The organism is Micromonospora sp. NPDC005291, from assembly GCF_040607415.1.
Taxonomy (GTDB): domain Bacteria; phylum Actinomycetota; class Actinomycetes; order Mycobacteriales; family Micromonosporaceae; genus Micromonospora.
The window spans coordinates 3,348-4,730 of the sequence record NZ_JBEXGR010000054.1 but is presented as its reverse complement, the minus strand read 5'-3'; the positions used below and the strand labels follow the sequence as shown (position 1 = coordinate 4,730).

Here is a 1,383-nt window from a genome sequence, read left to right as displayed (position 1 = left end):
ATTGTCCGGCGGTGTCCTACTCTCCCACACCCTCACGAGTGCAGTACCATCGGCGCTGGAGGGCTTAGCTTCCGGGTTCGGAATGTGACCGGGCGTTTCCCCTCCGCCATGACCGCCGTAACTCTATCGACATGTCAAACAACACCACAAACATCGTGGTCTGTTGTTCGTTTATCGAGAGTTGCACAGTGGACGCGTAGCAGCTTAGTAGTCAAGTCCTCGGCCTATTAGTACCGGTCAACTGAACCCGTTACCGGGCTTACATTTCCGGCCTATCAACCCAGTCGTCTAGCTGGGGGCCTTACCCCACAAAGTGGGTGGGATACCTCATCTTGAAGCAGGCTTCCCGCTTAGATGCTTTCAGCGGTTATCCCTTCCGAACGTAGCTAACCAGCCGTGCCCTTGGCAGGACAACTGGCACACCAGAGGTTCGTCCGTCCCGGTCCTCTCGTACTAGGGACAGCCCTTCTCAAGTATCCTACGCGCACGGCGGATAGGGACCGAACTGTCTCACGACGTTCTAAACCCAGCTCGCGTGCCGCTTTAATGGGCGAACAGCCCAACCCTTGGGACCTGCTACAGCCCCAGGATGCGACGAGCCGACATCGAGGTGCCAAACCATCCCGTCGATATGGACTCTTGGGGAAGATCAGCCTGTTATCCCCGGGGTACCTTTTATCCGTTGAGCGACACCGCTTCCACTCGCAAGTGCCGGATCACTAGTCCCGACTTTCGTCCCTGCTCGACCTGTCAGTCTCACAGTCAAGCTCCCTTGTGTACTTGCACTCAACACCTGATTGCCAACCAGGCTGAGGGAACCTTTGGGCGCCTCCGTTACCTTTTAGGAGGCAACCGCCCCAGTTAAACTACCCACCAGACACTGTCCCTGAACCGGATAACGGTCCGAAGTTAGATACCCAAATCAACCAGAGTGGTATTTCAAGATTGCCTCCACCCATACTGGCGTATGGACTTCACCGGCTCCCACCTATCCTACACAAGCTAATTCGAGTACCAATGTCAAGCTATAGTAAAGGTCCCGGGGTCTTTCCGTCCTGCCGCGCGTAACGAGCATCTTTACTCGTAATGCAATTTCGCCGGGCCTGTGGTTGAGACAGTGGGGAAGTCGTTACGCCATTCGTGCAGGTCGGAACTTACCCGACAAGGAATTTCGCTACCTTAGGATGGTTATAGTTACCACCGCCGTTTACTGGCGCTTAAGTTCTCCGCTTCGCCCCGAAGAGCTAACAGGTCCCCTTAACGTTCCAGCACCGGGCAGGCGTCAGTCCATATACATCGAATTACTTCTTCGCATGGACCTGTGTTTTTAGTAAACAGTCGCTTCCCCCTGCTCTCTGCGGCCATACAACGCTCCACCCGCGC

The 1,383-nt window shown here is 55.3% G+C and carries 1 rRNA gene and 1 other annotated feature (1 of these 2 cut by a window edge); the gene reads right to left on the bottom strand.

The features are described 5' to 3' along the window. Positions 1–3: 3 nt before the first annotated feature. Positions 4–120: ribosomal RNA gene (gene rrf, locus ABZT18_RS32035) — 5S ribosomal RNA — on the bottom strand. Between the two features lie 87 nt (positions 121–207). Beyond that, positions 208–1,383: a sequence feature (most likely nonfunctional fraction of RNA operon), on the bottom strand; it runs 3,187 nt beyond the window's last position.